Below are 23,402 nucleotides of genomic sequence, written 5' to 3'. Positions count from 1 at the left end.
CTGTATTACCAGAATTAATCCATAAGAATCCCCTTTACAATCGAATCATCTTAACGTCCGACTTTCTGTATTTTTTTGCACCAAAAAAGAGCAAGAATTACGTCAGTTTTCGTCCCCTTTTCCTTGTAAAGAGCACTTATGCACCCTGCAGGCCCCTCGGCTTTTACCCCGATTCCTTTTGCTGCGTTCCAGGCAGAAATCCTGCCCGAAGCGACACCACAACGCGCCGCCGTCACCGCCGCCTATAGGCGCGATGAGGTTTCCGCCGTGCAGTGGCTGTTGCAACAAGTGCGCCCCAGCAGCACCGAAACGATAGCCGAAGGGCAAGCCCTGGCGCACCGCCTGGTCTCGAACGTGCGCCAAAAACGCACACGCGCCTCCGGCGTCGATGCACTGATGCACGAGTTCTCGCTATCGTCGGAAGAGGGTGTTGCATTGATGTGTCTGGCTGAAGCGCTGTTGCGTATACCCGACAGTCAAACGGCCGACCGTCTGATCGCCGACAAAATCAGCAAGGGCGACTGGAAGAAACATCTGGGCGAATCGCCGTCGCTGTTCGTCAACGCGGCCACCTGGGGCTTGCTGATCACGGGCAAACTGGTCAGTACCAGCAGCGAATCGGGCCTCGGTTCGGCCATGACCAAGCTCATCGCCAAAGGCGGCGAACCGCTGATCCGCAAAGGCGTCGACCTGGCCATGCGCATGCTGGGCAACCAGTTCGTGACGGGCCAGACCATCGAGGAAGCATTGAAGAACAGCCGCGACAACGAAACGCGCGGCTACCGCTACTCGTACGACATGCTGGGCGAAGCGGCCCTGACGCAGCAAGACGCGGCCAACTACTACGCCTCGTACGAAACGGCGATCCATGCCATCGGCAAGGCCTCGAACGGCCGCGGCATCCGCAATGGCCCCGGCATTTCCGTGAAACTGTCGGCCCTGCACGCGCGCTACAGCCGCGCTCAGCGCGCCAGAGTCCTGGAAGAATTGTTGCCAAAAGTCAAAGCGCTGCTGTTGCTGGCCAAACAGTACAACATCGGCTTCAACATCGATGCGGAAGAGACGGACCGCCTGGAACTGTCGCTCGACCTGATGGAAGCACTGGCCTTTGATGCCGATTTGGCCGGCTTCGACGGCATCGGCTACGTGGTGCAGGCGTACCAGAAGCGTTGCCCGTTCGCCATCGATTTCCTGATCGACCTGGCGCGCCGCAGCGGCCGCAAGTTCATGGTGCGCCTGGTGAAGGGCGCGTATTGGGATGCGGAAGTCAAACGCGCGCAAGTCGACGGCCAGGAAGGCTATCCCGTCTACACGCGCAAGGTCTACACGGACGTCTCTTACCTCGTGTGTGCGCAAAAACTGCTGGCAGCCAGCAGCCTGATCTATCCACAGTTTGCCACGCATAACGCGCAAACCCTGTCGACCATTTATACGTGGGCCAAGCGCGACGGCATTACCGACTACGAATTCCAGTGCCTGCACGGCATGGGCGAAACCTTGTACGACCAGGTCGTCGGCCCCGACAACCTCGACAAGCCGTGCCGCATCTACGCCCCTGTCGGCTCGCATGAAACCCTGCTGGCCTACCTGGTGCGCCGCCTGCTGGAAAACGGCGCCAACTCGTCCTTCGTCAACCAGATCGTCGACGAAAGCGTGGCCATCGATAGCCTGATCCGCGATCCGCTGGAACAGGCGCGCCTGCAGGGCGGCTTGCCGCACCCGTCGATTCCATTGCCGCTGGACATGTTTGGCAGCGAACGCAGGAACTCGGCCGGCCTGGACCTGTCGAATGAAGACACTTTGCGCACCCTGGCCACGGGCCTGGCGCAGCAGCAGACGTGGCAGGCGGCGCCGCTGATCGATGGCGCCGTCAGCCTGAACGGCCCCACGCACATGCTGCACAACCCGGCCCAGCACGACGATGTCGTGGGCAAGGTCATGGAAGCCGGTCAGGCCGACGTGGAAACGGCCCTGGCCAGCGCCAGCGCCTTTGCCATGGATTGGCAAACGACGGAACCGTCGCTCCGCGCGCAAGCGTTACTGCGTGCGGCCGACCTGTTCGAGGAACACCATATCGAGCTGATGGCACTGGCCGTGCGCGAAGCGGGCAAGTCCCTGCCGAACGCGATCGCGGAAATCCGCGAAGCCGTCGACTTCCTGCGCTACTACGCGGCGCAGGTGGAACACGCGCCGAATACCCTGGCGCTGGGGCCCGTCACCTGCATCAGCCCGTGGAATTTCCCATTGGCCATCTTTACGGGCCAGCTGGCCGCCGCCCTGGCGGCGGGCAACGTGGTGCTGGCCAAGCCGGCCGAGCAAACGCCGCTGATCGCCCACCGCGCTGTGCAATTGCTGCATGCGGCGGGCGTGCCGCGGGGCGCGCTGCAATTCTTGCCCGGCAGCGGCGAGATCGTCGGCGCCGGCCTGTGCAATGACACGCGCGTCAAAGGCGTGATTTTCACGGGCTCGACGGAAGTGGCGCAATTGATCAACCGCAACCTGACCGCGCGTGCCGTGGCCGAAGGCATCGACATTCCCCTGATCGCCGAAACGGGTGGCCAGAATGCCCTGATCGTCGATTCGTCCGCCTTGCCGGAGCAAGTGGTGCAAGACGTGATGTCGTCCGCCTTCGACAGCGCCGGCCAGCGCTGCTCGGCCTTGCGCGTGCTGTTCCTGCAAACGGAAATCGCCGACAAGACCATCCACATGCTCAAGGGCGCGATGCAGGAATTGCGCGTTGGCAACCCTGACCGCCTGGCCACGGATATCGGTCCCGTCATCGATGCGGAAGCGCAAGGTAACCTGCTGGCGCACATCAACAAGATGAAAACCATGGCCATCGACCATTATTCGCTCGATTTGCCGACCGTCAAAGGCACGTTTGTCGCCCCGACCGTGCTGGAAATCAAGTCGCTGGCGCAATTGACGCAGGAAGTCTTCGGCCCCGTGCTGCACGTGATCCGCTACAAGCGGTCCGAACTGCCGCAACTGGTGCAATCGATCAATGACAGCGGTTACGGCTTGACCCTGGGCATCCATACGCGCATCGATGAAACCATCGATTTCATTACCAAGCGCGCGCACGTGGGCAATATTTATGTGAACCGCAACATCGTCGGCGCCGTCGTCGGCGTGCAACCGTTCGGCGGTGAAGGCAAGTCCGGCACCGGCCCCAAGGCGGGCGGCCCCCTGTACCTGAAACGCTTGCAGCGCAATGCGCCGGCCGGCGCGCAGCACCAGCGCCAGGCGCCGCCGGCCCTCGATGCGCTCACAGTGTGGGCGAAGATGCACGGCCACGACCAGGTGCAGCAACTGGCGCAGGACTATGCGCGCACCACCTTGCTGGGCAGCACCACCGTCTTGCCTGGCCCGACGGGCGAGCGCAATACCCTGAGCTTTGCCGCGCGCGGGACGATTCTGTGCGCGGCAGCAACGTCCGGCACGCTGATGAACCAGCTGGCAGCCGTCCTGGCCACCGGTAACCAGGCCCTCGTGCTGGCGCAAGCGCCGGATCTGATCCCCGGCGACTTGCCGGCCGCACTGAAGGACCGCATCCAGGTCGTCAGCAGCCTGGAGTCCGTCAAGCATGATTTCCAGATCGCCATGATCGAGCCTTGCCTCGATGGCCAGCTCAAACCGCTGCTGGCGGCACGGGAAGGGGCCTTGGTGGGCACCATCGCCACCACGCAAGAGGGTGTCATCCCCCTGTGGCGCCTGGTCGCTGAGCGGGCGCTGTGCGTGAATACGACGGCGGCCGGCGGTAACGCCAGTCTGATGATGCTCAGCGTCTAAAGGAACCTGAGAAAAAGTCCAGGGCGTTGTTGCCTTGCCTGGCCGTACATTCGTACTGCCTGCGGCAAGGCGCCTGGCCCTGAACATTTTTCAGATTCTTTTGTTTTGAAATAAGAAGGGCGGAACCAGTGGTTCTGCCCTTTTTTTATGCACACTAGCTGAAAAATCAGTTAGCCAGGCGCTGGCACAGCTGCTGGATCACCGTCAACGCGTACGGCGAAGCGACGGTTTGCACGAAACGCATGAAGTCGACGGCCGCCTCTTCGTTGGCGTTGTCGGAAATGGTGCGCATGACCGTAAACGGCACGCCTAGTTCAAAACACACTTGCGCCACGGCGGCGCCTTCCATTTCGACGGCCAGCAGGTCGGGGATATCAACTTTGAGCTGGTTCACATGCGCGGCGCTGCTGATGAACTGGTCGCCGCTGGCGATCAGGCCGCGATGCACTTGCGCGTGTTGCAGACGGAATTGCGCAATATCCGCCGCCTTGAGCACGCTGGACACATCGTCACGCAGGAAATCTTCCGCGGCGGCAGCCAGTTGCGTACTCAGTTGCAGGTCCGTGGCAAAGCGCTGCAGTCCCGTCAGCGGCACTTCGAAGCGGGGAAACAAGGGACGGGCATCCATATCGTGCTGCAACAGCGCTTCGGCCACGACGATATCGCCGACTTTCACGTGTTTATCCCCACTGCCGGCCACGCCGGTGAAGACGATGTGGGTAACTCCGTACTTTTCCACAAGGATAGAAGCTGTCATGGCGGCGGCAACCTTGCCCAGACGCGACAGGACGCACACAGCGTCGATATTCCACAGGGTTCCCAGGGTGTAGTCGCGCATGCCGTGCGAACGCCTCTGGGGGCCTTGCATGGCTTCTACCAGCCCCTGCTGTTCTTCGTGCAAGGCACTGATGATGCCCAAACGCATTTTTTTGTGTGAATTCATGCTGTTTTTACAGGTTTTTTGGATTGCCAAACGGTTTACAGGGTGAAAACAGCTATTTCGGTGACTTTTCCACCGTTCGCGTTTGTTTCTGTGTTTTAAATAAAGATGTATACATAAAAATAGTAGTGATAGTAAACGGCCATTTTTTTGTGGATAAGTCGGTATACCGTATAAAAATCATCGACTTGGCGCACAAAAAAGTAGGCGCACAAGCATTGTATCTACGGAGGACTTGTTTGGGATAAAAATCGGGCTGTGGACAAAGATCGACTTTTCCCACATCTCATCCTGTGGATATGCAGGCACTTATCCACAGCAGCAAGCAAAAATCACGGATTTTCTTGCTGTAGTGGCATGTTTGACGTGTTTCGTTTGCCTTGATCCTTGCCTGGCAATCCTGGTTGAGCAACCACGAGCGTTGTTCTTTCATGAACCTTGGCATCCAGGTGATTCCTGGAAGACGGTTTGGCAGTGGCTCGCGATGTCGCCGTTGGCTTTTTTTTTGGCGGTTTTTGCATGCTTTTTGGAAATATCCCCGGACTTCCGCTTTTTTTGTCGGTTTACAATAGATCTATATATAAAAATAGTAGTAATAGTAAACGCGTTTTTTTCTGTGGATAAGTCGCTTTTTTTTAACAGGATCAATCGTTTACGCGCAAAATAAAGCGTGCATAATCGCTGTATCACGCGAGGAGCAAAATTGTATAAAATGCGGGCCTGCGCATAACTTCGTGTTTACTCACAAGTCATCCTGTGGATATCAAGTGACTTATCCACAATCATCTCAAATCCCCCCTCTTTTTCACATCGAATGGCTTGCTGGCACGCTGCCTGCTCAAGCCTGTTGACGTTTCCATTTTGCAAAACGGTTTGGCAGTGCTGTGCGCGTGATGCCGGCCGTGCCGGTTTTCGTTGCTCAGTTGTTGGCTCCCTTTTTTTTTTGTCACTCAAAGCAGCTCGCCGGTTTTTTTTGCAGACAGGCTGGCGTAGCTTCTTGAAGATGAAGGGCAGGCAAAGCGTGCGTTGTCGGGTTTACCTTAACAAGTTCGTATACAAGAATAGTAATAGTAGTTAACGGCGGTATCTTCTGTGGATAAGTCCGGATTTATCCTTGTAAACAATCGCTTGGCGTACGGATAAACGCTGAGTAAGGGTTGTATCTGCCGGGGATGGTTTTGGGATAAAAAAGGCGTCCAAAAAAATTTTCGTTTACTCACATATCGTACCTGTGGATATCCATACGGTTATCCACAGCTTGGCGACCCTGTTTTTGAGCTTTCCGTGACGCTTGCCCGTATCGTCAGCCACGATTAATGTCGCCCTGGCCCGGCACTGGTGGTAATCTCAAGGCGGCTCAGCAGCCATGCATGCATGAAGAAAGACAGACTCTGGTACAGGAACGCGGTGGGGAGATACGCCGCGCGACAGCTTGATGGCATACCGAAAGGAGCTTCATTGGAATCGGCAGGCGAATACGACTACATCATCGTGGGCGGCGGCACGGCAGGTTGCGTGCTGGCCAACCGGCTCACGCGGGACAAGGACACCAACGTTTTGCTCGTGGAAGCGGGCGGCAAGGACGATTACGTGTGGATCCACATTCCCGTCGGCTATCTGCATTGCATCGGCAATCCCCGTACGGATTGGCTGTATTCCACGCAGGCGGATGCGGGCCTGGGCGGGCGCAGCCTGATGTATCCACGCGGAAAAGTCCTGGGCGGCAGCTCTTCCATCAACGGCATGATCTACATGCGCGGCCAAGCCGGCGATTACGACCACTGGGCCGACCTGACGGACGACGCTTCCTGGCGCTGGGACAAGGTCTTGCCGCTTTTCAAACAAAGCGAGGATTATTACGGCGGCGCCTCGGAAAACCACGGTGTGGGCGGCGAATGGCGCGTGGAAAAACAGCGCCTGTCCTGGGATATCCTGAATGCATTCCGCGATGCGGCGCAGCAGGTCGGCATCCCGAAAACCAGCGATTTCAATGGCGGCGACAATAGCGGCAGCGCATATTTCGACGTCAACCAGCGCCGCGGCATCCGCTGGAATACCTCGAAAGCGTTCTTGAAACCGGCATCGCGCCGCCCGAACCTGACCATCATGACGGGTTGCCACGTGGAACGTCTGCTGCTGGAAACGACGGACGCGGGACCGCGCTGCGCGGGCATCGTGTTTACGGGCGGCGGCACGCAGTGGCAGGCGACGGCCCGGCGGGAAACCCTGCTGACGGCGGGCGCCATCGGTTCGCCGCAATTGCTGCAATTGTCCGGCATCGGCCCGGCCGCCTTGCTGCAGCAGCATGGGATTGTGCCGGTGCTCGATGCGGCTGGCGTGGGCGGCAATTTGCAGGATCATTTGCAGCTGCGCATGGTTTACAAGGTGCAGGGCGTGAAAACCTTGAATGTGATGGCCAGCAATATCGTGGGAAAAATGCAGATCGGCTTGCAATATGCGCTGTTCCAGAGCGGGCCCATGTCGATGGCGCCGTCGCAGCTGGGAGCGTTCGCCAAGTCCGATCCGCAGCAAGCCACGCCGAACCTGCAATACCATGTGCAACCCTTGTCGCTGGATAAATTCGGCGAACCGTTGCACGCGTTTCCCGCGTTTACGGCCAGCGTGTGCAATCTGCGCCCCACCTCGCGCGGCCACGTGCATATCGCGTCGGGCGACAGTTATGCGGCGCCGAAGATCGTGCCCAATTACCTGAGTACCGAGCAGGACCGCGCCGTGGCGGCCGACGCCTTGCGCCTGACGCGGGCCATCGCCGCCGCGCCGGCGTTAAGTAAGTTTGCGCCACAGGAATACAAGCCCGGCGTGCAATTCCAGAGCCAGGAAGAACTGGCGCAGGCGGCCAGCCAGATCGGCACCACCATCTTTCACCCGGTGGGTACCTGCCGCATGGGCCTGGCCAGCGATCCCTTGAGCGTGGTCGACAGCCAGCTGCGCGTGCTCGGCGTAGCCGGCTTGCGCGTCGTCGATGCATCGATCATGCCGTACATTACTTCTGGTAATACGAACTCGCCCACCGTGATGATCGCGGAAAAAGCGGCGCAAATGATACACGCGGCCTGGAAATAGCCGGGCAAGCGTGCGAGTTTGCGCCATTCGGGCCGGCGAAAAATCCCCGTAGTTATACTGTATTGTGCGTTAAATTTAAGTTGTGTATTATAAAAATGACTAAGTAGTACAAAAAGTACAACTAGGAGACACGATGTCAAACGTAATCTTGGAAACAAGAAATTTGACCAAGGAATTCAAGGGATTCACCGCTGTGAGCGAGGTGAACCTGAAGGTAGAGCGGGGCCATATCCACGCCTTGATCGGTCCGAACGGCGCCGGCAAGACCACGTGTTTCAACTTGCTCACCAAATTCCTGGTCCCCACTTCCGGACAGATCCTGTTCAATGGGAAAGATATCACGGCCGCCAAACCGGCCCAGATCGCGCGCATGGGCGTGATCCGTTCCTTCCAGATTTCCGCCGTCTTCCCGCATTTATCCGTGCTGCAAAATGTGCGCATCGGCTTGCAGCGCCAGCTCGGCACCTCGTTCCACTTCTGGCAAAGCGAACGGGCATTGAATCAGCTCAACGACCGCGCCATGGCCTTGCTGGCCGAGGTCGACCTGACGGAGTTTGCCGACACCATCACGGTCGACATGCCGTACGGCCGCAAGCGGGCGCTGGAAATTGCCACCACCCTGGCGATGGAGCCGGAAATGATGCTGCTCGACGAACCGACGCAAGGCATGGGCCATGAAGACGTGCACCGCGTGACGGAACTGATCAAAAAAGTGTCGGCTGGCCGCACGATTTTGATGGTGGAACACAATATGAACGTGGTTTCCGGCATCTGCGACAAGATTTCTGTCTTGCAGCGCGGCGCCATGCTGGCCGAAGGCAGTTACGCCGAAGTGTCGCGCAATCCGCAAGTGATGGAAGCGTACATGGGCACCACCCACGCGGAACTGGAAGGGGCGCATTGATGGCGACACGAGCGAATGGCAGCGCACCCGCGCTGGAAATTGCACAACTGCACACCTGGTATGGCGAATCGCACATCCTGCACGACGTGAACCTGAAAGTGGAGCAGGGCGAGGTGGTGACCTTGTTGGGCCGCAACGGCGCCGGCCGCACCACCACCTTGCGCGCCATCATGGGGCTGACGGGTGCGCGCACGGGCTCGATCAAGGTCAACGGCGTCGAAGCGATAGGTTTGGCCACGCACAAAATCGCCCACCTGGGCATCGGGTATTGTCCTGAAGAGCGCGGCATTTTTTCCTCGCTGTCGACGGAGGAAAACCTGTTGCTGCCGCCGACCCTGGCCAGCGGCGAGAAGGGCATGTCGGTGGAGGAAATCTACGCCATGTTCCCGAACTTGCAGGAGCGCCGCCACAGCCAGGGCACGCGCCTGTCGGGTGGGGAACAGCAGATGCTGGCCGTGGCGCGCATCCTGCGCACGGGCGCGCGTTTGCTGCTGCTCGATGAAATTTCCGAAGGCCTGGCGCCCGTCATCGTGCAAGGCTTGGCGCGCATGATCACCACCCTGAAGGCGAAGGGTTACACCATCGTCATGGTGGAACAGAATTTCCGGTTTGCCGCGCCGCTGGCGGACCGGTTTTATGTGATGGAGCACGGTCAGATCGTCGAGACTTTTGCTGCATCCGAACTGGAGGCCAAGATGCCGGTATTGACCGAGCTGCTTGGCGTGTAGTCCCCATGTAGTCTGTTGTACTCGTCATCGTCCAGCAATCGACTGAATAGCAAACAATAATCCCAACGGAGACACTATGAAACGTAACGCTATCGCCATTGCCACCGCCACTCTTTGCGTCCTGGGCTTGTCCAGCGCCGCGCACGCCCAGGTATCGGGCGACACCATCAAGATCGGTTTTATTTCCGACATGTCGGGCGTGTATTCCGACGTCGACGGCCTCGGTGGCGCGGAAGCCATCAAGATGGCGATCGCCAATGCCGGCGTGGTACTGGCCGGCAAAAAGGTGGAATTCATTTCCGCCGACCATCAAAACAAGGCTGACATCGCCGCCTCGAAGGCGCGCGAATGGTTCGACCAGCAGGGCGTCGACATGCTGATCGGCGGCACCAATTCCGGCGCCAGCCTGGCCATGGCCAAGGTGGCGGCGGAAAAGAAGAAAATTTTTATCGCCATCGGCGCCGGTTCGTCGCGCCTGACGAATGAGGAATGCACGCCGTACACCGTGCATTACGCGTATGACACGGTGGCGCTGGCGCGCGGCACGGGCGGCACCATCGTCAAGCAGGGCGGCAAGAACTGGTATTTCATGACGGCCGATTATGCGTTTGGCCATTCGCTGGAAAAAGACACGGCCGAGGTCGTCAAGGCGGCCGGCGGCAAGGTGCTGGGCAGCGTCAAGCATCCGCTGGGCGCCTCGGATTTCTCTTCCTTCCTGCTGCAGGCGCAAGCGGCAAAACCGCAAATCCTCGGTCTGGCCAATGCCGGTGGCGACGCCATCAACAGCATCAAGGCGGCCAACGAGTTCGGCCTGACGAAATCGATGAAGCTGGCCGGCTTGCTGATCTTCATCAATGATATCCATTCGCTGGGCTTGAACCTGACGCAGGGCATGTACCTGACGGACGGCTGGTACTGGGACTTGAATGCGGAGACGCGCGCCTGGTCGAAACGCTATTTCGCCAAGATGAAGAAGGAACCGTCGATGCTGCAGGCGGCCGATTACTCGGCCGCGGCGAACTACCTGAAAGCCGTCAAGGCGCTGGGCACGGATGACACGGAAAAGGTCATGGCCTATCTGAAAAAGACCAAGATCAACGACATGTTTACCCAGAATGGCGAAGTGCGTCCCGATGGCCGCATGGTGCACGATATGTATTTGATGGAAGTCAAGAAACCGTCCGAGTCGAAGTACCCATGGGATTACTACAAGGTGGTCGCCACCGTGCCCGGCGCGCAAGCGTATGTGACCAAGGCAGAGTCGAAGTGTTCGCTGTGGAAGTAATGCTGTAGCAATCTCTACAGAGTGCCCGCCGCTGCGCGGGTGTTCTGTCCTGCACGCTTCGCCCGCAGGGTTCGCCTTGCGCCGCCGCTCCCGTTTGCGGTGGCGCGTTTCCCTTGATACCACACCGCTACCCGGCGGTGCTTTTTTATACTGTGATGCCATGGAAATTTTCGGCGTTCCAATACAAGCGATGATGAGCCAGCTGCTGCTGGGTCTCGTCAACGGCTCGTTCTATGCCATGTTGTCCCTCGGTCTGGCCGTCATCTTCGGCTTGCTTAATGTGATTAATTTCTCGCACGGCGCCATGTACATGATGGGCGCCTTCCTGGCCTGGATGGGCCTCAGTTATTTCGACATCAATTACTGGGCCATGCTGGTCATCGCCCCTATCCTCGTCGGCCTGGTCGGCATCCTGATCGAAAAGACCATGCTGCGCTGGCTGTATAAACTCGACCATCTGTATGGCTTGCTGCTGACCTTCGGCATTACCCTGATCATGGAAGGCGTGTTCCGTTCCTTCTACGGCGTCTCGGGCCAGCCGTATGCCGTGCCCGAAGCGCTGGCCGGCGCGACGGATCTGGGTTTCATGATCCTGCCGAACTACCGCGCCTGGGTGGTCATCGCCTCGCTCTCCGTCTGCCTGGCGACCTGGTTCGTCATCGAAAAAACCAAGCTGGGCGCTTACCTGCGTGCCGGCACGGAAAACCCGAAACTGGTGGAAGCATTCGGCATCAACGTGCCGCTGATGGTGACGTTGACGTTCGGCTTCGGTGTGGCGCTGGCCGGTTTCGCCGGTGTGCTGGCGGCGCCCATCATCCAGGTCTCGCCGCTGATGGGCTCGAACCTGATCATCGTCGTGTTTGCCGTGGTGGTGATTGGCGGCATGGGATCCATCATGGGTTCCATCCTGACGGGCCTGGGCCTGGGCGTGATCGAGGGCCTGACCCGCGTGTTCTACCCGGAAGGCTCGGCCACCGTGGTGTTCGTGGTGATGGTCATCGTGCTGCTGCTGCGTCCCGCCGGCCTGTTCGGCAAAGAAAAGTAATCCTCATCAGTCATGTATTGGAGCTACCACGATGAATAAGAATGTAGGCTACGCCATTGCCTTGCTGCTGGCGTTGGCGGCCCCGTTTTACGGCTATCCCGTCTTCCTGATGAAGTTGCTGTGCTTTGCCCTGTTTGCCTGCGCTTTCAACTTGCTGATCGGCTACACGGGCTTGCTGTCGTTCGGCCATGCGGCCTTCTTCGGCGGCGCCGGCTACGTCACCGGCTATGCGCTGCGCACCTGGGGTTGGCCGACCGAGCTTGGCTTGCTGGCCGGCGTCGCCACGGGCGCCTTGCTGGGCCTGGTGATCGGCGGCCTGGCGATCCGCCGCCAGGGCATCTACTTTACGATGATCACCCTGGCACTGGCGCAGATGGTGTACTTCCTCGCCTTGCGCCTGCCGTTCACTGGCGGCGAGGATGGCTTGCAGGGTGTTCCACGTGGAACCTTGCTGGGCACGATAGACCTGGGCAATGACACCGTCCTGTACTACGTCGTGCTGGCCATTTTTGTCGCCGGCTTCGCCCTGATCGTGCGCACCATCCATTCGCCGTTCGGACAAGTGCTCAAGGCGATCAAGGAAAACGAACCGCGCGCCATCTCGCTGGGCTACGACGTCAACAAGTACAAGCTGATGGCCATCGTGCTGTCCGCTTCGCTGGCCGCGCTGGCCGGCGCCACCAAGACCCTGGTGCTGGGCTTTGAAACCCTCACCGACGTGTACTGGGGCATGTCGGGCCTCGTTGTGCTGATGACACTGGTGGGCGGCATGGGCACCTTGTCCGGCCCCATCCTCGGCGCCGTGTTGATCATCGCGCTGGAAAACAAGCTGGGCGATGTCGGCACCTACCTGGCCACGCACACGGGCATCGAGTGGTTCGGCACCCTGGGCGAATCGGTGGGCATGGTGACGGGCGTGATCTTCGTCATCTGCGTGCTGATGTTCCGGCGCGGCATCGTCGGCGAAGCCATCGCGCGCTTCGGCGGCAGGTCAGCCAAAGCCGCTGTCTGATTTTCAAGCAACGCCGGACGGATCGTCCGGCGTTTTTCATTGTGCGTCCACTGTTACCTTAACGGAGAGAACCACCATGCAAACGACGATCACGCGCGCGGGGAGCAGCCTGTGCACCCTGCTGGCGTTGGCAGCCTGCGGCAGCAATCATGCACCGGAAGAACGGAACCAGATACCGGGCTACCTGGGCACCATCACGCGGACCGACTACGACGGCAAGACGAACGATTTACTCACGGCCGGCCTGGGCAAGACGGGGCTGGCGGGAGCGACTCCCGCGTATGCGAATGCGGAGCAGCCGACGCCGGTCGAATTGCGCCGCAATGCGATCTACGCCAATTACCGCGCCGTGCTCGACATTGCCGCCAACAGCGGCTACGGCACCTTGTACGGACCGAACGTGGATGCGTCCGGGAACGTGGGCACGGGCGAGGGCTTGATCGCCGGCAGCGAATACATCGCGTATGCCGATGATGGCACGGGCAAGAAGAATGTCACCTTGATGGTGCAGGTGCCGGCCAGCTTCGACCCGGACCATGCCTGCATCGTCACGGGCACGTCCAGCGGCTCGCGCGGCATTTACGGCGCCATCGGCAGCTCGGGCGAATGGGGGCTGAAAAAGGGCTGCGCCGTGGCGTATGCCGACAAGGGCTCCGGCACGGGCCTGTATGTGTTTGAAGATGACAGCGTCAACCTGCAGAACGGGGTGCGCGCGGGCAGGGTGGCTGCCGGCAAGAATGCGCTCTTCGCGCCGGACTTGAGCGATGCCGACCGGCTGGCCTGGACCGCCGCCAACCCGAACCGCATCGCCTTCAAGCATGCGCACTCGCAGCAGAACCCGGAGAAGGACTGGGGCAAGGTCACCTTGCAGGCCGTCGAGATGGCGTATTACGTGTTGAACGAGCGCTACGGCGTGCTGGCCCGCGACGGCAGTTCGCGCGTCGTGCGGCTGACGCCGAAGAACACCATCACGATCGCGTCCAGCATCTCCAACGGCGCCGGCTCGGCCTTGCTGGCGGCGGAACAGGATAGCAAGGGCTTGATCGGCGGCGTGGCGGCCAGCGAGCCGCAAGTCCAGCCGGCGCCATCGAGCGCCTACAGTGTGCGCCAGGGCGGGGCGGTGGTGGCCAATCCGGGCCGCGCGCTGTTCGACTACGCCACCTATGCCGCCCTGTATCAGCCGTGCATCGCTTCCGTGGCGGGCAATGCGGGACGTTGCACGGCGCTGGTGACCAAGGGCTTGCTGAACGGCGCCGACCTGGCGGCGCAGCAGGCGGACGCGAAGCAGCGCTTGCGCGCGTATGGATGGCTGCTTGACTCCGATCCGCTGCAGGCGGCGCACGCGGGCACGAATATCCTCGTGGCCGTTACGTATGCGTATGCCTACGGCAAATTCTCCGTGACCGATAAAGTGTGCGGTTTCACGTTTGCGCAGACGGATATCAGCGGCAATCCGGTCGCGTTCACTTCGGCGCAAAAGGCTGTCAGCTTTGCCGCGCAGAGCGGCATCGTGGGCAATGTCGTGTACGAGAACAGCGTGGGCGGCGCCAGGGTGTACACGGCCGGCGTGTCGCCATCGAGCAGCCTGGCGGACCAGTCGCTCGACGGCTTCCTGTGCCTGCGCAGCCTGGCGACGGGACGCGATGCCGTCAGCAACGCCAACTTGCAGGGTACGCTGGCCGCGCAAAGCGTGCGCGTGCGGGCAGGCATGACCGAGGTGCAGGCGACGGGCAAACTCAATGGCAAGCCGGCCCTCATCGTGCATGGCCGCAGCGACACCTTGATTCCCGTCAATCACGCCTCGCGCGCTTATCTGGGGCTGAACGCAGCGGTGGAAGGGACGAATAGCCGCCTGCGTTATATCGAGGTGACCAACGCCAACCACTTCGATTCCTTCAGCAGCGCCTTGCCGACCCTGATCGTGCCTCTGCACGTATACCTGAACCGGGCGCTGGACGCCATGTATGCGCACTTGAACGCCAAGCAAGCCTTGCCGCCATCGCAGGTGGTGCGCACGGTGACGCGCACCGATGCGTCGACCCTGATCACGAATGTCAACGTGCCGGCCATTGCGGCAACGCCGGCGTCCGGCAATGTCATCAGTGTGACGGGCACGGTGGTGGATATTCCCAACTAGCGGCTGCTCGTGGTCGCAAGGCTAGCCACGCGTCATGCGTGGCTTTTTTATGTCTTGACAGCGTATGGCCTTACAGCGCGGCCGCATAGATGGCGCGCGCATCGCCGCGCGTAACGGGACGGGGATTGTTGCCCAGCAAGCGCGTCTGCAGCATGGCTTCATCGGCCAGTCGGTCCAGGTCGCTGGCCGCGATGCCCACCTCGCGCAGGGTGCGCGCGATGCCCGTGGCCGAGGCAATCTCCTGCATGGCGTCGATCAGGGCGTTCGCCCGCGCCTCGTCGCTGCCCGTAACGCCGGGCTGCACGATGGCTGCCAGTTGCGCGTACAGGGGCGCCGCGTGGGACAGATTAAAACGCAGCACGTGTGGCAGCACCAGCGCATTCGACAGGCCATGTGGCACGTGGAACAGTCCGCCGATGGGATAGGCGAGCGCATGCACGGCGGCCACGGGGGCGTTGGCAAACGCCTGGCCGGCCAGCATGGCGCCCAGCAGCATGGCTTGGCGCGCCGGCAAGTGGCTGCCATCGCGGCAGGCCGTGAGCAGATTGCCGGACAGCAGCGACAGCGCCTGGTTGGCCAGCATGTCGGACAAGGGATTTTTCAGCAGGCGGCTGGTGTACGCTTCGATCGCATGCACCATGGCGTCGATGCCGGTGGCGGCCGTCACGGCGGACGGCAAGCCCAGGGTCAGGCTGGCGTCGAGGATGGCCAGGTCCGCATACAGTTGCGGCGCCACCACGCCCATCTTGCTGGTGGCGCCCGTGGTGACGATGGCGATGTGCGTCACTTCCGAGCCCGTTCCCGCCGTGGTCGGCAATTGCACCAGGGGCAGGCGCTGGCCGTGGACATTGCCGATGCCGTACAGTTGGGCCAGTTCCTGGTGGCCGGGGACCAGCACGGCGATCAGCTTGGCCACGTCCAGCGAGCTGCCGCCACCGAGGCCGATAATCAGTTCCACGTGAAACATCCGGGCCTGGGCTACGCCTGCCAGCACGATGGCTTCGGGCGGATCGGCTTGCACGTCGGAAAAAACATGGGTGTCGATGCCCGCCGTCCGCAAGCTGTGCAGAGGTGCATCGGCCAGTCTCGTGCGCAGAAACCCTGCATCGGTGACGAGCAGGGCGCGGCGGACGGTGGGGAAGTGATGGGCGATATGCGCGCCCAGCTGGGCGGCGGCGCCCGGTTCAACGATCAGGTGCGGCACGGTGCGGAACTGGAAGGCGGGCATGCAGACTCCTGGCGGCAAGGACAGACGCCAAGCTTACTCCGCTTTCCCGCGCCGCGCATGTTTCACGTGGAACCGTTTAGTCTTGCAGCTGGCTGGCCAACCCCAGGCTCACGAGCAGCGACAGGCTGGAGACGGCCGCCAGCACGCGGAACGTGCGCGCATCTTGCCGATACTCGCGCACGGCCGCATAGGCCAGTCCGGCGCCCATCAGCAGGTTGAGCAACAGCAGCTTGCTCATTCCCACTCCAGCGCGCCGCGTTTCCATTCATAGGCCAGGCCGATGGTCAGTACGCCCAGGAAACCCATGACGGCCCAGAAGCCATGCAAGCCCAGTTCATTGACGTTGGCCGCCCACGGCATCAGGAAGATCACCTCGATATCGAACAGGATGAACAGGATGGCCACCAGGTAGAAGCGGATGTCGAACTTCATGCGCGCATCGCCGAATGCTTCGAAGCCGCATTCGTACGGCGACAGTTTTTGCGGGTCCGGCTTGTGCGGACCCAGCGTGCGGCCCAGCAGCATGGGCACGATGCCGACCAGGATGCCGATCAGAATGAACAGGAGGACGGGAAAATAGTTTTCGAGGAGCATGGGGATTCCTCTCAGTGGCTGGACGACAGTTTCATCAACACGATGCCGCACACGATGAGGACGGCGGCGCACACGCGCATGGTATTGACTTGCTCGCCCAGAAAGACGATGCCGACGATGAAGGCGCCGACGGCGCCGATGCCCGTCCAGATGGTATAGGCCGTGCCCAGGGGCAGGGTGCGCATGGCCAGCGACAGCAAGCCGAAGCTGGCGATCATCATGACGATGGTAATGACGGAGGGAGTGAGTTTGGTGAAACCCTCGGAGAGTTTCATCGAGTATGCCCACACGACTTCAAACATGCCGGCAATGAGTAACAGTATCCAGGCCATGGCGGCTCCTTATACAGAGCGGGCCGTCCCGGTGTGTTCCCATGATGGGGGAGGCCGTCCTCCTGGATGATCGTCCCGCTGGCCACTGGCGTGGTCACGTTGGCGGACGATGCGGCAATTGTAGCAAACATTTCACGCCACCGCAGCCCTCTGCCTGACCACGTTGCGTGTTCCACGTGAAACAGAAATCGTCGTTGGCTTGCCCCTGCTGAGTAAAAATTAAGCAAAAAATGCGCTGCGCAAGGTTGCGCTTGCAAAAAGACTCTATAATCGGAGCTCTCATCCCGCATTTTTACTTGCACTGTTACCTATTTATCATGTTATTTCCTACAGAATTCGACGTCATCGTTGTCGGTGGTGGTCACGCCGGTACCGAGGCGGCCCTCGCTTCCGCCCGTATGGGGCAGAAGACGCTATTGCTCACGCATAATATTGAGACACTGGGCCAGATGTCGTGCAACCCTTCCATCGGCGGCATCGGCAAGGGCCACCTGGTCAAGGAAGTCGATGCCATGGGCGGCGCGATGGCGATCGCCACCGACGAGTCCGGCATCCAGTTCCGCATCCTGAATTCCTCGAAAGGCCCGGCAGTCCGCGCCACGCGCGCCCAGGCCGACCGTATTCTCTACAAGGCCGCCATCCGTACGCGTCTGGAAAACCAGACTAACCTGTGGCTGTTCCAGCAAGCCGTCGATGACCTGATCGTCGAAGGCGACCGCGTCGTCGGCGCCGTGACGCAGATCGGCTTGAAGTTTCTCGCGCGCGCCGTCGTGCTGACGGCCGGAACCTTCCTCGACGGCAAGATCCACGTGGGCTTGAATAACTATTCGGCCGGCCGTGCCGGCGACCCGCCCGCCATCTCCTTGTCCGCCCGCCTGAAAGAGCTGAAACTGCCGCAGGGGCGCCTGAAAACGGGCACGCCGCCGCGCATCGATGGCCGCACGATCGACTTTTCCGTGATGCAAGAGCAGCCGGGCGACCTCGATCCCGTGCCCGTGTTTTCCGTGATGGGCAATACGGCCATGCACCCGCGCCAAGTGCCGTGCTGGGTCACGCATACGAATAGCCAGACGCACGACATCATCCGCGCCGGCCTGGACCGCAGCCCCATGTATACGGGCGTGATCGAAGGCGTGGGGCCCCGCTATTGCCCCTCGATCGAAGACAAGATCCACCGTTTCTCGGGCAAGGAATCGCACCAGATCTTCCTCGAGCCGGAAGGCTTGACGACGCATGAGTTCTATCCGAACGGCATCTCCACGAGCTTGCCGTTCGACGTGCAGATCGCTCTGGTGCAATCGATGAAGGGCATGGAAAACGCGCACATCCTGCGTCCCGGCTATGCCATCGAATACGATTATTTCGACCCGCGCGGCTTGAAGGCCTCGCTGGAAACGAAGGCCGTCGCCGGCCTGTTCTTCGCCGGCCAGATCAACGGCACCACGGGCTACGAGGAAGCGGCCGCGCAAGGCATGTTGGCGGGCCTGAATGCGGCCTTGCTGACGCAGGACAAGGAAGCCTGGGTACCGGGCCGCTCCGAGGCCTATCTGGGTGTGCTGGTCGACGATCTGATCACGCAGGGCGTGCAGGAACCGTACCGCATGTTCACCAGCCGCGCCGAGTACCGTTTGAGCCTGCGCGAAGACAATGCCGACATGCGCCTGACGGAAATCGGGCGCGCCCTGGGCTGCGTGGGCGACGCCCAGTGGCAAGCGTTTGAAACGAAGCGCGAAGCGGTGGCGCGCGAACTCGAGCGCCTGCGTTCCACGTGGGTCAACCCGCGCATCCTGGCGGCCGCCGAATCGGAACGCATCGTCGGCCAGGCCATCGAGCGCGAATACTCGCTGGCGGACTTGCTGCGCCGCCCGAACGTCGCCTACGACACCTTGATGAGCATGACGGGCATCGAAGGCCAGGCCCTGGCCGGCCCCGGCGTGGAGGATGCGGCCGTGCGCGAGCAGGTGGAAATCCAGCTCAAATACGCGGGCTACATCGAGCGCCAGAGCAAGGAAATCGAGCGCCACGAACACTATGAAAACTTGGCCTTGCCAGAGGGTTTCAATTACCTGGACATCGGCGCGCTGTCCGTCGAAGTGCGGCAAAAACTCGACAAGCAGCGCCCGGAAACCCTGGGCCAGGCTTCGCGCATTTCCGGCGTGACGCCGGCGGCGATTTCGCTGCTGCTGGTCCACCTGAAAAAGCGCGGCTTCGGTGCCGCGCAGACCACCACTTTAAAGGACGAGGTTGTTGAATGAAGCAGTTTGACCGGGCCGCATTGGCCCAGATTTTGAATGAAGGCATCGCCGCGCTGGGGCTGGACCTGAGCGCGGATCAGACGGAAAAACTGCTCGATTACCTGGCCTTGCTGGCCAAATGGAACAGCGTGTACAACCTGACGTCGGTGCGCGATCCGCTGCAGATGCTGACCCTGCACGTGCTCGATTCGCTGGCCGCCGTGCCGGCGTTCGCGCAGGCGAAAAACGTGCTCGACGTGGGCGCCGGCGGCGGCTTGCCGGGCATGGTGCTGGCCATCGCGCGGCCCGATGTGAAGGTGTCGATGATCGACACGGTGCATAAAAAGACGGCATTCCTGACGCAAGTGAAGGCCGAACTGGGCCTCGCCAACGTGACCGTGTACACGAAACGCGTGGAACAGCTGGAAGTGCAGCAGAAATTCGACGTGATCACCTCGCGCGCCTTTGCCGACCTGTCCGACTTCGTCAACTGGTCGAACCACGTGCTGGCCGAGGGCGGGCAATTCATCGCCTTGAAAGGGGTGGCACCGCCAGACGAGCGCGAGAGACTGCCGGCAGACTGGCAAGTGACGGAATTACGGCCTATCCAGGTGCCAGGGCTAAATGCAGAGCGTCATCTGGTCTTTATAGCAAGAATTTAAAAGCCGGAAATTAAACGGTATAAATCATATAAACAGTTTATACGGTATAAACGATATAAATGATTTATATCGTATAAATGAAATAAATAATATAAATCGTTTCGGCCGGATGCCGGGGCGCACGATGAAGTTTGCATCTCTTTACAATTAGAAGATACATGGCCAAAATTTTTTGTGTAGCAAATCAAAAGGGTGGTGTTGGTAAAACAACAACAAGCGTCAACCTCTCCGCCGGTCTGGCCAAGTTGAACCAGCGCGTGCTGCTGGTCGACCTCGACCCGCAGGGCAACGCGACCATGGGCGCCGGCATCAACAAGGCCGGACTGAAGGCGTCGACCTATGAAGTGATGCTGGGCGAATCCGATGTCAAGACGGCACGCCAGCGTTCGGAAGCGGGGCGCTTCGATGTCTTGCCGTCGAACCGCGAGCTGGCCGGCGCGGAAGTGGAGATGGTCGAACTGGACAACCGCGAACGCCGCCTGAAGGATGCGCTGGCCGAAGTGGACGGCGAATACGACTTCATATTAGTAGATTGCCCACCGGCATTATCGATGCTGACCCTGAACGGCCTGTGCGCCGCGCATGGCGTGATCATCCCGATGCAGTGCGAGTACTACGCGCTGGAAGGTTTGTCCGACCTGGTCAATACCATCAAGAAGGTGCATGCCAACCTGAACCCGGATCTGAAGATCATCGGCTTGTTGCGCGTGATGTTCGATCCGCGCATGACATTATCGCAACAAGTGTCGGCGCAGCTGGAGCAGCACTTCGGCGACAAGGTATTCAATACCATCATCCCGCGCAATGTCCGCCTGGCCGAAGCGCCATCGTACGGCTTGCCCGGCGTGACCTTCGACCCCAGCTCGAAAGGTGCCCAGGCGTACATCGCCTTCGGCGCCGAGATGGTCGAACGCATCAAACATATGTAAACAAGGGGCGAGCGCCTGCACATTGTGATGTAAGCGCTTACTCTGAAAACACGATTAGGACAGCATGGCTACGAAAAAATTAAAAGGACTGGGTCGCGGACTCGACGCCCTGTTGGGCGGCGGCGGCGACTTTGCCGGTCCGGACACGAATCAACCGTCGAACTTGCCCGTGTCGCAAATGCAAGCCGGCAAGTACCAGCCGCGCACGCGCATGGACGAGGGGGCCCTGAATGAACTGGCCGCCTCGATCAAGGCGCAGGGGCTGATGCAGCCTATCCTGGTACGGCCGATCGGGCAAGACACCCTGAGCGGCGTGATCAAATATGAAATCATCGCCGGCGAACGCCGTTTCCGCGCCTCGCAGCTGGCGGGCCTGACGGAAGTGCCGGTGCTGGTGCGCGATGTGGACGATCTGGCGGCGGCGGCCATGGCGCTGATCGAGAATATCCAGCGCGAAGACTTGAATCCGCTGGAAGAGGCGCAGGGCATCCACCGCCTGATCGCCGACTTCAGTTTTACGCATGAGCAAGCGGCCACTGCGCTGGGACGCTCGCGCAGCGCCGTGTCGAACCTGTTGCGCTTGATGAACCTGGCTGCTCCCGTGCAAACCATGCTGATGGCCGGCGATATCGACATGGGCCATGCGCGCGCGCTGCTGGCCGTCGACGCGGCCAGCCAGATCACCCTGGCGAACCAGGTCGTGGCCAAGCGCCTGTCCGTGCGTGAAACGGAAAAGCTCGTTACCCGCACGGTCGAGGAAGCGGCCAACCCGGTCGAGCCGCGGCAGAAGGAAAAGTCCGGCGACATCGCGCGCCTGGAAGAAGAGTTGTCCGATGCGCTGGCCACGCCCGTGGTGTTCAAGATGGGCAACAAGGGCCGCGGCCAATTGGTGATTGATTTTGCCGATCTTGACGTGCTCGATGGTTTGTTGACCCGCTTGCGTGGTTAAATAGCAAGCTGCAAAGACAGGGGCCATGCGGGTATGGACGATCCGGCCATGCTTTCCAGATGCACCACGTGATTCCTTGATAACACGGCTGGAAGCGGCCAGACAAGCGACTTTGCCATATAGTGGTGCAAAAGGCGGCGAATAGTCGGTAAAGCGTCAGTTTCACGCAGCAATTGCCCTGCTGCGGTGCAGCAACGTTTGACTCTATAGATCAAAGCCAACTATAATCCCGTGTCTTTGCGTGTGTAGATTTTTCTGGGAACTTGGCAATTGAGTGATTCACAACAAAGTATTGCCAAGCCAGTCTACAAAGTAGTTGCATTGCAGCTAGCAATCGCTATCAGCTTTGCCACGGTCACCCTGTTTTTCGGTGGCAATGTCAGAGGCTGGTCCGCCGCATACGGCGGCGCTATCGCAGTCATCGGTAGCCTGGTGTATGCCCTGTTGGTGGTTCGCGGTTCTAGCGACGCCAACAAGGCATTCCGGGCGCATTTGCGCGCAGAAGTGGTGAAAATATTTATCACAGCGGTGCTGTTTATATTGGCACTGGTGTTGTTTCAGTCGGCCGCCTGGTTATGGCTGATCTTGGGTTTCGCGGTGGCAACCTTAGCATACTGGTTTTCATTGCTCGCTGTTTAATCATTGGTTTTGGGGCCTGTTGAGCTCTGAAACGACAAATCTAAATTCATTATGACCACAGAACACGCTATTGAAGCGGGCCATGCTGCCCCGGCCAACGCCACAGAATACATCAGTCACCATCTGGCCCACCTGAGAAGTGCCGACGGCATGATCAATCTGGATACGTTCTGGATTTCGGCCATTCTGGGCTTTGTTTTCCTGGCTGTTTTCTATATGGCGTCGCGCCGCGCGACGGCGGGTGTCCCTGGCAAGTTGCAAAACTTCGTCGAAATGGTCATGGAAATCGTCAATGACACTATTAATGGGGCCTTCCACGCGAAAAGCAAGGTCATCGCGCCGCTGGCCATCACTATTTTTGTGTGGGTCTGGTTGCTCAACGCGATGGACTTCCTGCCGGTTGACCTGTTGCCGAAGATCTTGAGCTGGTTTGGCGTGCATAAACTGCGCGCCGTGCCGACCGCCGACGTCAACCACACCTTCGCCATGTCGCTGTCGGTCGTGCTGTGCGTGATCGCCTTCTCGATCAAGGCCAAGGGCCTGGGCGGCTGGATCAAGGAACTGTTCACGGCACCGTTCCATGCGAGCGGCCTGATCGGCACGATCGCCCTGGCACCTGTCAATTTCCTGCTGCAAATGGTTGAGCTGGTTGCAAAACTGATCTCCCTGTCGCTGCGACTGTTCGGCAATATGTATGCCGGCGAACTGATTTTCATCTTGATCGCGTTGTTGCCTTGGTGGGCACAGTGGGCGTTGGGTGGTCCATGGGCAATTTTCCATATCTTGATTGTAACTTTGCAAGCTTTTGTGTTTATGGCGTTGACGGTTGTGTATCTGAGCCTTGCGGTTGAGAAACATTAATCATTAACTTTATATTTTGTTTTTTTAGTATCTTTCGTTTTTAAATT

Annotated in this window: 19 protein-coding genes; 14 read left to right on the top strand and 5 right to left on the bottom strand. The window is 59.9% G+C overall.

Annotation, left to right across the window (positions count from 1 at the left end):
• The first annotated feature begins 138 nt into the window (after positions 1-138).
• Positions 139-3,792, top strand: a complete 3,654-nt coding sequence (gene putA / locus OX460_RS20095) for a trifunctional transcriptional regulator/proline dehydrogenase/L-glutamate gamma-semialdehyde dehydrogenase (RefSeq protein ID WP_289899690.1) — start codon at positions 139-141, stop codon at positions 3,790-3,792.
• Between the two features lie 166 nt (positions 3,793-3,958).
• Here the strand turns inward: putA and OX460_RS20090 are convergent, their stop codons facing one another.
• Entirely contained in the window at positions 3,959-4,735 is a 777-nt protein-coding gene (locus tag OX460_RS20090) for a 5'-methylthioadenosine/adenosylhomocysteine nucleosidase (protein ID WP_289899689.1), read from the bottom strand.
• Between the two features lie 1,455 nt (positions 4,736-6,190).
• Between OX460_RS20090 and OX460_RS20085 the strand changes: the two genes are divergently transcribed.
• The 7 genes from OX460_RS20085 to OX460_RS20055 all read left to right on the top strand — a co-directional run bounded on the left by OX460_RS20085 (position 6,191) and on the right by OX460_RS20055 (position 14,927).
• Positions 6,191-7,816, top strand: a complete 1,626-nt coding sequence (locus tag OX460_RS20085) for a GMC family oxidoreductase N-terminal domain-containing protein (RefSeq protein WP_289899688.1) — start codon at positions 6,191-6,193, stop codon at positions 7,814-7,816.
• A 133-nt stretch (positions 7,817-7,949) separates the two neighbouring features.
• Positions 7,950-8,720: an ABC transporter ATP-binding protein gene (locus tag OX460_RS20080; protein ID WP_289899687.1), complete on the top strand. Its 771-nt coding sequence runs from the start codon at positions 7,950-7,952 to the stop codon at positions 8,718-8,720.
• Positions 8,720-9,448, top strand: a complete 729-nt coding sequence (locus OX460_RS20075) for an ABC transporter ATP-binding protein (protein WP_077398364.1) — start codon at positions 8,720-8,722, stop codon at positions 9,446-9,448. The genes OX460_RS20080 and OX460_RS20075 overlap by 1 nt, the downstream gene beginning before the upstream one ends.
• Before the next feature lie 76 nt (positions 9,449-9,524).
• Positions 9,525-10,733, top strand: a complete 1,209-nt coding sequence (locus OX460_RS20070) for an ABC transporter substrate-binding protein (RefSeq protein WP_289899686.1) — start codon at positions 9,525-9,527, stop codon at positions 10,731-10,733.
• A 160-nt stretch (positions 10,734-10,893) separates the two neighbouring features.
• Entirely contained in the window at positions 10,894-11,778 is an 885-nt protein-coding gene (locus tag OX460_RS20065) for a branched-chain amino acid ABC transporter permease (protein WP_034752662.1), read from the top strand.
• A gap of 31 nt (positions 11,779-11,809) precedes the next feature.
• Complete coding sequence (locus OX460_RS20060; RefSeq protein WP_289899685.1) at positions 11,810-12,790, top strand: branched-chain amino acid ABC transporter permease; 981 nt, start codon at positions 11,810-11,812, stop codon at positions 12,788-12,790.
• Positions 12,791-12,866: 76 nt separating this feature from the next.
• Entirely contained in the window at positions 12,867-14,927 is a 2,061-nt protein-coding gene (locus tag OX460_RS20055) for a 3-hydroxybutyrate oligomer hydrolase family protein (protein WP_289899684.1), read from the top strand.
• A gap of 70 nt (positions 14,928-14,997) precedes the next feature.
• Here the strand turns inward: OX460_RS20055 and OX460_RS20050 are convergent, their stop codons facing one another.
• From OX460_RS20050 to sugE, 4 genes are all read right to left on the bottom strand, one after another.
• Positions 14,998-16,155, bottom strand: coding sequence for an iron-containing alcohol dehydrogenase (locus tag OX460_RS20050; RefSeq protein WP_289899683.1), 1,158 nt, complete (start codon positions 16,153-16,155; stop codon positions 14,998-15,000).
• A gap of 76 nt (positions 16,156-16,231) precedes the next feature.
• A complete protein-coding gene (locus OX460_RS20045) occupies positions 16,232-16,393 on the bottom strand; it encodes a hypothetical protein (protein ID WP_180278653.1) in 162 nt (53 codons plus the stop codon).
• Positions 16,390-16,749, bottom strand: coding sequence for an NADH-quinone oxidoreductase subunit A (locus OX460_RS20040; protein WP_099665948.1), 360 nt, complete (start codon positions 16,747-16,749; stop codon positions 16,390-16,392). The genes OX460_RS20045 and OX460_RS20040 overlap by 4 nt, the downstream gene beginning before the upstream one ends.
• An 11-nt stretch (positions 16,750-16,760) precedes the next feature.
• Positions 16,761-17,081 carry a quaternary ammonium compound efflux SMR transporter SugE gene (sugE, locus tag OX460_RS20035; protein ID WP_289899682.1) on the bottom strand — a complete coding sequence of 107 codons (321 nt, stop codon included), beginning with the start codon at positions 17,079-17,081 and terminating at the stop codon, positions 16,761-16,763.
• A 317-nt stretch (positions 17,082-17,398) separates the two neighbouring features.
• Here sugE and mnmG point away from each other — a divergent pair, with 317 nt between their 5' ends.
• The 6 genes from mnmG (at position 17,399) to atpB (ending at position 23,355) form a co-directional block, all read left to right on the top strand.
• On the top strand, positions 17,399-19,336 hold the full coding sequence (mnmG, locus tag OX460_RS20030; RefSeq protein ID WP_251349586.1) for a tRNA uridine-5-carboxymethylaminomethyl(34) synthesis enzyme MnmG: 1,938 nt from the start codon (positions 17,399-17,401) through the stop codon (positions 19,334-19,336).
• On the top strand, positions 19,333-19,977 hold the full coding sequence (rsmG, locus tag OX460_RS20025) for a 16S rRNA (guanine(527)-N(7))-methyltransferase RsmG (RefSeq protein ID WP_289899681.1): 645 nt from the start codon (positions 19,333-19,335) through the stop codon (positions 19,975-19,977). Before mnmG ends, rsmG begins: the two co-directional genes overlap by 4 nt.
• Positions 19,978-20,135: 158 nt before the next feature.
• A complete protein-coding gene (locus tag OX460_RS20020; protein WP_034752687.1) occupies positions 20,136-20,906 on the top strand; it encodes an AAA family ATPase in 771 nt (256 codons plus the stop codon).
• 64 nt (positions 20,907-20,970) lie between these two features.
• Entirely contained in the window at positions 20,971-21,855 is an 885-nt protein-coding gene (locus OX460_RS20015; RefSeq protein WP_251349583.1) for a ParB/RepB/Spo0J family partition protein, read from the top strand.
• 270 nt (positions 21,856-22,125) lie between these two features.
• Positions 22,126-22,494 (top strand): ATP synthase subunit I, encoded by a 369-nt coding sequence (locus OX460_RS20010; RefSeq protein WP_035823464.1) that lies wholly within the window; start codon positions 22,126-22,128, stop codon positions 22,492-22,494.
• 51 nt (positions 22,495-22,545) lie between these two features.
• Positions 22,546-23,355, top strand: coding sequence for a F0F1 ATP synthase subunit A (gene atpB / locus OX460_RS20005; RefSeq protein WP_046681851.1), 810 nt, complete (start codon positions 22,546-22,548; stop codon positions 23,353-23,355).
• Positions 23,356-23,402 lie beyond the last annotated feature (47 nt).

The organism is Janthinobacterium sp. SUN033, assembly GCF_030397595.1.
GTDB lineage: Bacteria > Pseudomonadota > Gammaproteobacteria > Burkholderiales > Burkholderiaceae_D > Janthinobacterium > Janthinobacterium kumbetense.
This window is presented reverse-complemented; position numbering and strand designations above follow the sequence as displayed.

Excerpts from the sequence above, each read along its gene's own strand:
- OX460_RS20045 (WP_180278653.1), bottom strand. The coding sequence starts at position 16,393 with ATGAGCAAGCTGCTGTTGCTCAACCTGCTGATGGGCGCCGGACTGGCC.
- OX460_RS20050 (WP_289899683.1), bottom strand. The coding sequence starts at position 16,155 with ATGCCCGCCTTCCAGTTCCGCACCGTGCCGCACCTGATCGTTGAACCG.
- OX460_RS20080 (WP_289899687.1), top strand. The coding sequence starts at position 7,950 with ATGTCAAACGTAATCTTGGAAACAAGAAATTTGACCAAGGAATTCAAG.
- OX460_RS20020 (WP_034752687.1), top strand. The coding sequence starts at position 20,136 with ATGGCCAAAATTTTTTGTGTAGCAAATCAAAAGGGTGGTGTTGGTAAA.
- rsmG (WP_289899681.1), top strand. The coding sequence starts at position 19,333 with ATGAAGCAGTTTGACCGGGCCGCATTGGCCCAGATTTTGAATGAAGGC.
- OX460_RS20040 (WP_099665948.1), bottom strand. The coding sequence starts at position 16,749 with ATGCTCCTCGAAAACTATTTTCCCGTCCTCCTGTTCATTCTGATCGGC.
- mnmG (WP_251349586.1), top strand. The coding sequence starts at position 17,399 with ATGTTATTTCCTACAGAATTCGACGTCATCGTTGTCGGTGGTGGTCAC.
- OX460_RS20075 (WP_077398364.1), top strand. The coding sequence starts at position 8,720 with ATGGCGACACGAGCGAATGGCAGCGCACCCGCGCTGGAAATTGCACAA.
- OX460_RS20060 (WP_289899685.1), top strand. The coding sequence starts at position 11,810 with ATGAATAAGAATGTAGGCTACGCCATTGCCTTGCTGCTGGCGTTGGCG.
- sugE (WP_289899682.1), bottom strand. The coding sequence starts at position 17,081 with ATGGCCTGGATACTGTTACTCATTGCCGGCATGTTTGAAGTCGTGTGG.
- atpB (WP_046681851.1), top strand. The coding sequence starts at position 22,546 with ATGACCACAGAACACGCTATTGAAGCGGGCCATGCTGCCCCGGCCAAC.
- OX460_RS20055 (WP_289899684.1), top strand. The coding sequence starts at position 12,867 with ATGCAAACGACGATCACGCGCGCGGGGAGCAGCCTGTGCACCCTGCTG.
- OX460_RS20015 (WP_251349583.1), top strand. The coding sequence starts at position 20,971 with ATGGCTACGAAAAAATTAAAAGGACTGGGTCGCGGACTCGACGCCCTG.
- OX460_RS20090 (WP_289899689.1), bottom strand. The coding sequence starts at position 4,735 with ATGAATTCACACAAAAAAATGCGTTTGGGCATCATCAGTGCCTTGCAC.
- putA (WP_289899690.1), top strand. The coding sequence starts at position 139 with ATGCACCCTGCAGGCCCCTCGGCTTTTACCCCGATTCCTTTTGCTGCG.
- OX460_RS20065 (WP_034752662.1), top strand. The coding sequence starts at position 10,894 with ATGGAAATTTTCGGCGTTCCAATACAAGCGATGATGAGCCAGCTGCTG.
- OX460_RS20070 (WP_289899686.1), top strand. The coding sequence starts at position 9,525 with ATGAAACGTAACGCTATCGCCATTGCCACCGCCACTCTTTGCGTCCTG.